This is a genomic window from Flavobacterium sp., assembly GCF_039916025.1.
Taxonomy (GTDB): domain Bacteria; phylum Bacteroidota; class Bacteroidia; order Flavobacteriales; family Flavobacteriaceae; genus Flavobacterium.
On record NZ_JBDSMB010000171.1, the window covers coordinates 1 to 4933 of the forward strand.

Genomic DNA, 4933 nt, shown 5'->3' on the forward strand with positions numbered 1-4933 from the left:
GGTCTCTGTAGCATTCGGGCCATAAGACATTTTTATTCTAAAATCTATCATAAGTTTTCCGAATCCTTTTCATCTTCCACGTAACGCATATACTTTTTATGGAAGAGGTTTTTATAATAATCAAAAATGGATACGTTTTTTATAACGTAATCCATTTTTGATAAATCATTATTGCATGAATCATAAAGAATAAATTCCGGGTCGAGTTCTTCCGGAAATTGTTTTATATGGGAAAGGTCTGGAGCATTTGCGGATTCGTATTTAGAAAACATTTCGTCTAACCTCTGAATTTCCGCTTCAATTTCAGAGGATATTAAAAAAAAGTTTCAAAGACTTTATTTCCGAACGAAAATAAATCCGCTAAATAGTCCGGGTTTGTAGAGTTGTAACCAATCTTAACGCCTTTTGTATCTACACAATTTTCAACTAAGATTTGAAGATTTGTTTTTATAGTTGAACCCTCTGTATATTTTTCAAGTAGAAAAGATTCCCTGGCTTCTTTAATGAGATTCGAGAATACAGACATCTGCACAAATAGAGCTACCCCCTTATCTTTTGTATTCTTCATTTCGTTTAAAACTGATTCAACTGTTTCTAATTGCTGCTCTGCCGTAGCTGTGCCTTGAATAAGTTTATCATAAGTTTCAACCGGGATATTTTTAGCGACTTCTAACAAAGCCTCTTTCTCCTCCAGTAACTTTTCTCTTATTTCTTTTGTGAAAGTATTTTCATAAATATTATATCTCCTAAGAAATTTTTTCTTGAGTGAATAATATTCTATGGAGTAAAACTTCCATTCAAAAACGTTATTGAAGAAAATTAAATTTGTTGCTTCTCTCTTTGATTCATGCAGTGCCATGTGATTTTTAATTTAAGGTTTATTTATAATTCGGATATTAAAGTCTGTCCGTTAATCCATATTGTATTTTCGTCAAACTCTGCAATTAAATCTGCGAATTCCTGCGGAGTGTCTGCGTTCGCTGGCATTACAGCTCCAGTAAAGTTTGAACCATTTACATATTTATCTGCAAAATTTGTCTCTCCAAAATCTGTGTCTGTGAAATCATAAGCTGAGTAATCGTCTGAATCTGAACCGATACCTGTATTACTTGCATTAATTTTTATTGTATTTAGATATTGTTCACCTCTCAAAAATGCAAGAGTTAAATTTTCAGTTCCAAATATTTCTGTCTCTGAAAATTGTTTTGTGAAATTTTTGAAGTAATAAAAATTAGTCTGCCCGGATTGTGTTATCTCTGACTGTATTCTTTCAATTTCTGCGGATAACAATCTTTCATTTAAAACAAAATATCTTGTCTGACCAACTTGATATTTTGTAGGCGTTGTATTCTCTGCCGGCTCCGTTCCTGCAACTATACCGATAGGGTTTCCGTCAGTCCATATTGTAGAGACTGGATCGTAACTTGCAAGTTCATCAACGAAGCCCCCCTTAGTTGTTTTACCAATTGGAAGAACTGCATTTGTGAAATTTGCCCCGTCCACTATTTGACCGATTAATTCATTACCGCTTATATCAGCATCGGTAAAATCCCAACCGGATAAATCCTGCCCATTTTGATTGAACAAAATAGAATTAATGCGAGGGTTTAAATACCCCCCCTTGATATATTTGAAAACAAGATTTAAAGTTCTGAATACTTTGTCCTCATCAAATTCCCTGCCCGGGAGAGAGGAGAAAATATATTTATTCGTTTGCTCTGCTATTCCATTTAGGTCTATATCAGTAACAACGATTTTTACTTTTGAGATAATGGCACTCACTATGCCATTTTCTGTAATGACATAGCGAGTTTGACCTACTACCCATTTACTGTTATTAGGAAAATCAATTATTGCCATTGTTCAGCTTTCCTTTATTTTTTTGCTTCCGATTTTATTTCGGTAGTGGATATTTCTTTAACGAGGTCTGATATCTCTTTATCGAGAGCCTCTAATTCCTGCGACAAAGTTTGTCTGCGAGCTTTCATTGAATTTAAAACAGTTTGCTTATCTGTCCTTTCGATTTTTTGCTCTTCCTTTTCATTTATCGCTATGAACTTGACCCCCTTATCTTTCATAGAAGTTAATTCTTCCGGAGTGCATTCTCTCGGGTCTCCGGCCGTGTAATGCTTTGTAGATTTATAGTTATCGTCCGGGTTTGGGAGAATCGCATCTTCTTGAAGTCTGACTCTGATTGTTTCCATAAGGAAAATTTATTTTAAAGTTTAAAAATATTTTTACAACTCTGCGAGCTGGAGAATTTTTATGTTTCCTTTGGCAGATATACTTCACCGACCCCTACTGCGTAAGTATTAGCCGCCGCCGCCGCCCATGACGGAACTGTGGCCGGAGTTACTGAAATAAAGTTATAAAGAACGTGCATCGTTAATACTGGTCTGCGACCCGGGGCTACGATTGAAAGAGTTCTTTCAAATTTAATCAACGGAGCGAATATCTCTTCCGTTGTTTGGTTTAATCCTTTACCCACTTTAATGAATACTGCGAAATATTTTCCGACAATTTCATCCTTAATAAATTTCTCTACGTGAGCGCCGGACTGTGCAGATGTTAGCATAATCTTTGCCGCAAAGTTCCCGTCCTCTGTAGTTAATAGGTTTCCGCTTTCACCATAGACCATTTCCACAGGCTGAGTGAATTCCCTTGTAGAGCCTACTCTCAAAACGCCGTCATGCCATGTATCAGCTCCGTCGCCTAAATCCGCTCCAGTTGGTCCGACTCTTTTATAAGCGAATTCGTCCGCTCCGTTTTTGAGTATGTCTGTTATTGATTTTACTAAATCCATTGTGATAAGATTTAATTTTATAAAAAAATTATTTTAATAAGTATGGTATGTATAAAAAACAATCGAAGTTTGCATAATGAACAACTGTGTCTCCGAACATTGCTACTAATCTCTGTGGCATTTCTAATCCCGAATGATAATTAACGATACCCCCCAATTGTTCATTGGAGGGGTCGTTGAATATATCTACTAAATCGAGAGCGATTTTCTTCGAGAGTTTATCACTCTCTGCCGGGAATGAATAAGCGAAGTAATGAGAAAATGTATAACGAAGCCGCCTTAATTGAAGATTGACCCCCTCTAATTTTGTTTCGGGGTCTTGCACATTTGCCGAAAGAGTTATCGAAAGACAATTAATTCTTTCTTCAAAAGTTAATGTTTTCAATAAATCTTCGTCAGTTGCATTAACAACTTGATTAACGACCTGCCCCATGCCCGGGACTGTTTCGCAAACTGCTACAAGATTACTTTCAATTAAGTCTATGACTTCTATTAATTTCATTTTCTTTTTTTAATCCGTTTTTCTGAAATCGAATGCTATTAAACTTGCCGGAGTTGGCATCTTATATGTAGTTTGTGGAGTAGTGCTGTTATCCGGTGTCATTGATACGGGGAAATAACCTAAGAGAGAAGAGCGTTCAACACATACCGTTGTATCTGTAGCGTAATATCTCACCCTAAGTTTTTCCCCCTCTGCAATTGCATCTACTAACTTAAACCTTTTGAATAATGATGTAGATGTTCTTTTGAGTTCAAACCAAGTTATACCCTCACTGGTATTCTGTACAAAAATATACGAAGTGTCATTCGCTGAGGCTGTTCCGATTGTATCGGTCTGAGCTTGATTTGTCGTATTCTGTAAATACGAAACGCCGCCCGAAATATCCGAGGCGGCGGCTATCAATAGTCCCCCCATGCAGAGCATGAAAATAATTAGGGACGAAATTTTTTGAAACTTTGTTAATTTCATTTTGATTTTTCCTTTATAAGTTAAAAGGGTTTATAAAAAAATTTATTACTTCTTTGTTTCCTCTTCCATAAGGTCGGGGAGTGGAGTTAATTCTATGTTTGCAAATTTATTAGGAAGAACGTTCAAATGATAACCGCTCTCTACTTTATGTTTTGCATCTACGACCTTTAAAACATCTTTTCTCTTAACGAGAATTTGTTCTTGAAACTCCATGACTTGATAAAATCTTTTCTGCCCGTACTGGTCTAATACAGGTTGAAAAATTCCCTTTACAGGATTAGCTCCTAAAAACTTTGCAGGTTTAGAAACTACTTTCTTTGACATATCAATTTGTTCATCAGTTGCCGCCGGAAGCGTGTCTGTGTTCAGAGTTGTTTTCTCTGTTTGCAGTTCATCTATACCCAATGTAGTTTTTTCATCAACTTCATTTTTATCTTTTTCATCAAGTGCATCGAGGTCGAAACTTTCCTCAGTTGCTCCGGTCATACCCCCTAAGTTCTTAGCATCACTACCAAGAATATTTTGTGAACCTACCCCCTCAAGTGCTTTTTTTTCTTCTTTCAGTTCAGCATCTGATTTTTTTACTTTTGTCATTGTGATTTTTTTTTTAATGAGTTAAGAAATCTCCACCGAGGCGAAAATTAGAATCGAATTCCTGCATATCCGCGCCGGGCTTTGATACTGCCTGCCCCTTTTTCAATTCGTTAATATCTATGTTCAACCATGCGCTTGCTTTTGTTAAAAATTCATTCGATAATTTTATAAACAAATTTACTTTGTCTAAATAATTTACAGCATCGGCGGATTGTGTAGAACTTTTTGAATCCCCGAAACGCGCCGCCTTTGTTAAGCAATAATAACTTGCCGCTATATCACAAATGCAATCAACGTCAATTTTATCAATGTCAACTTTAGGCTTTCCTGTTTCGTTTTCTGCCTCTATGAATTCAAGAGGTATTGAATATACAAATTTTATATCTGCAGTATTAAAATTGGAAAGAAAGATTTTGTTTTTTCCGTCCGTATCCATTGTTACTTTGTATTCATTTGTGCAGAGCTTATTGGTCGTAGTAACCGGATAATTTATAAAACTTATATATGAGAAATTAGAATAGTAATCGTCCGGGAGAGCGCATCTTCCATTCGCTACACTGGTCAAT

At 36.1% G+C, this 4933-nt stretch carries 9 protein-coding genes; all 9 read right to left on the reverse strand.

Annotated features, from left to right (window positions below; all coding sequences use genetic code 11):
* Window positions 1-47: 47 nt before the first annotated feature.
* Window positions 48-272: a hypothetical protein gene (locus tag ABIQ27_RS12935; RefSeq protein WP_348034330.1), complete on the reverse strand. Its 225-nt coding sequence runs from the start codon at window positions 270-272 to the stop codon at window positions 48-50.
* Between the two features lie 41 nt (window positions 273-313).
* A complete protein-coding gene (locus tag ABIQ27_RS12940; RefSeq protein WP_348034331.1) occupies window positions 314-859 on the reverse strand; it encodes a hypothetical protein in 546 nt (181 codons plus the stop codon).
* A 23-nt stretch (window positions 860-882) separates the two neighbouring features.
* Window positions 883-1860: a hypothetical protein gene (locus ABIQ27_RS12945; protein WP_348034332.1), complete on the reverse strand. Its 978-nt coding sequence runs from the start codon at window positions 1858-1860 to the stop codon at window positions 883-885.
* 14 nt (window positions 1861-1874) lie between these two features.
* Window positions 1875-2204, reverse strand: a complete 330-nt coding sequence (locus ABIQ27_RS12950) for a hypothetical protein (RefSeq protein WP_348034333.1) — start codon at window positions 2202-2204, stop codon at window positions 1875-1877.
* Window positions 2205-2263: 59 nt separating this feature from the next.
* A complete protein-coding gene (locus tag ABIQ27_RS12955) occupies window positions 2264-2803 on the reverse strand; it encodes a hypothetical protein (protein ID WP_348034334.1) in 540 nt (179 codons plus the stop codon).
* 28 nt (window positions 2804-2831) lie between these two features.
* Window positions 2832-3305 carry a hypothetical protein gene (locus ABIQ27_RS12960; RefSeq protein WP_348034335.1) on the reverse strand — a complete coding sequence of 158 codons (474 nt, stop codon included), beginning with the start codon at window positions 3303-3305 and terminating at the stop codon, window positions 2832-2834.
* Between the two features lie 9 nt (window positions 3306-3314).
* Window positions 3315-3719 (reverse strand): hypothetical protein, encoded by a 405-nt coding sequence (locus ABIQ27_RS12965; protein WP_348034336.1) that lies wholly within the window; start codon window positions 3717-3719, stop codon window positions 3315-3317.
* A 99-nt stretch (window positions 3720-3818) separates the two neighbouring features.
* Complete coding sequence (locus ABIQ27_RS12970; protein ID WP_348034337.1) at window positions 3819-4367, reverse strand: hypothetical protein; 549 nt, start codon at window positions 4365-4367, stop codon at window positions 3819-3821.
* Between the two features lie 13 nt (window positions 4368-4380).
* Window positions 4381-4933 (reverse strand): hypothetical protein (locus ABIQ27_RS12975; protein ID WP_348034338.1); only part of this gene is annotated, 553 nt, incomplete at its 5' end.

Excerpts from the sequence above, each read along its gene's own strand:
- ABIQ27_RS12935 (WP_348034330.1), bottom strand. The coding sequence starts at position 272 with ATGTTTTCTAAATACGAATCCGCAAATGCTCCAGACCTTTCCCATATA.
- ABIQ27_RS12940 (WP_348034331.1), bottom strand. The coding sequence starts at position 859 with ATGGCACTGCATGAATCAAAGAGAGAAGCAACAAATTTAATTTTCTTC.
- ABIQ27_RS12945 (WP_348034332.1), bottom strand. The coding sequence starts at position 1,860 with ATGGCAATAATTGATTTTCCTAATAACAGTAAATGGGTAGTAGGTCAA.
- ABIQ27_RS12950 (WP_348034333.1), bottom strand. The coding sequence starts at position 2,204 with ATGGAAACAATCAGAGTCAGACTTCAAGAAGATGCGATTCTCCCAAAC.
- ABIQ27_RS12955 (WP_348034334.1), bottom strand. The coding sequence starts at position 2,803 with ATGGATTTAGTAAAATCAATAACAGACATACTCAAAAACGGAGCGGAC.
- ABIQ27_RS12960 (WP_348034335.1), bottom strand. The coding sequence starts at position 3,305 with ATGAAATTAATAGAAGTCATAGACTTAATTGAAAGTAATCTTGTAGCA.
- ABIQ27_RS12965 (WP_348034336.1), bottom strand. The coding sequence starts at position 3,719 with ATGGGGGGACTATTGATAGCCGCCGCCTCGGATATTTCGGGCGGCGTT.
- ABIQ27_RS12970 (WP_348034337.1), bottom strand. The coding sequence starts at position 4,367 with ATGACAAAAGTAAAAAAATCAGATGCTGAACTGAAAGAAGAAAAAAAA.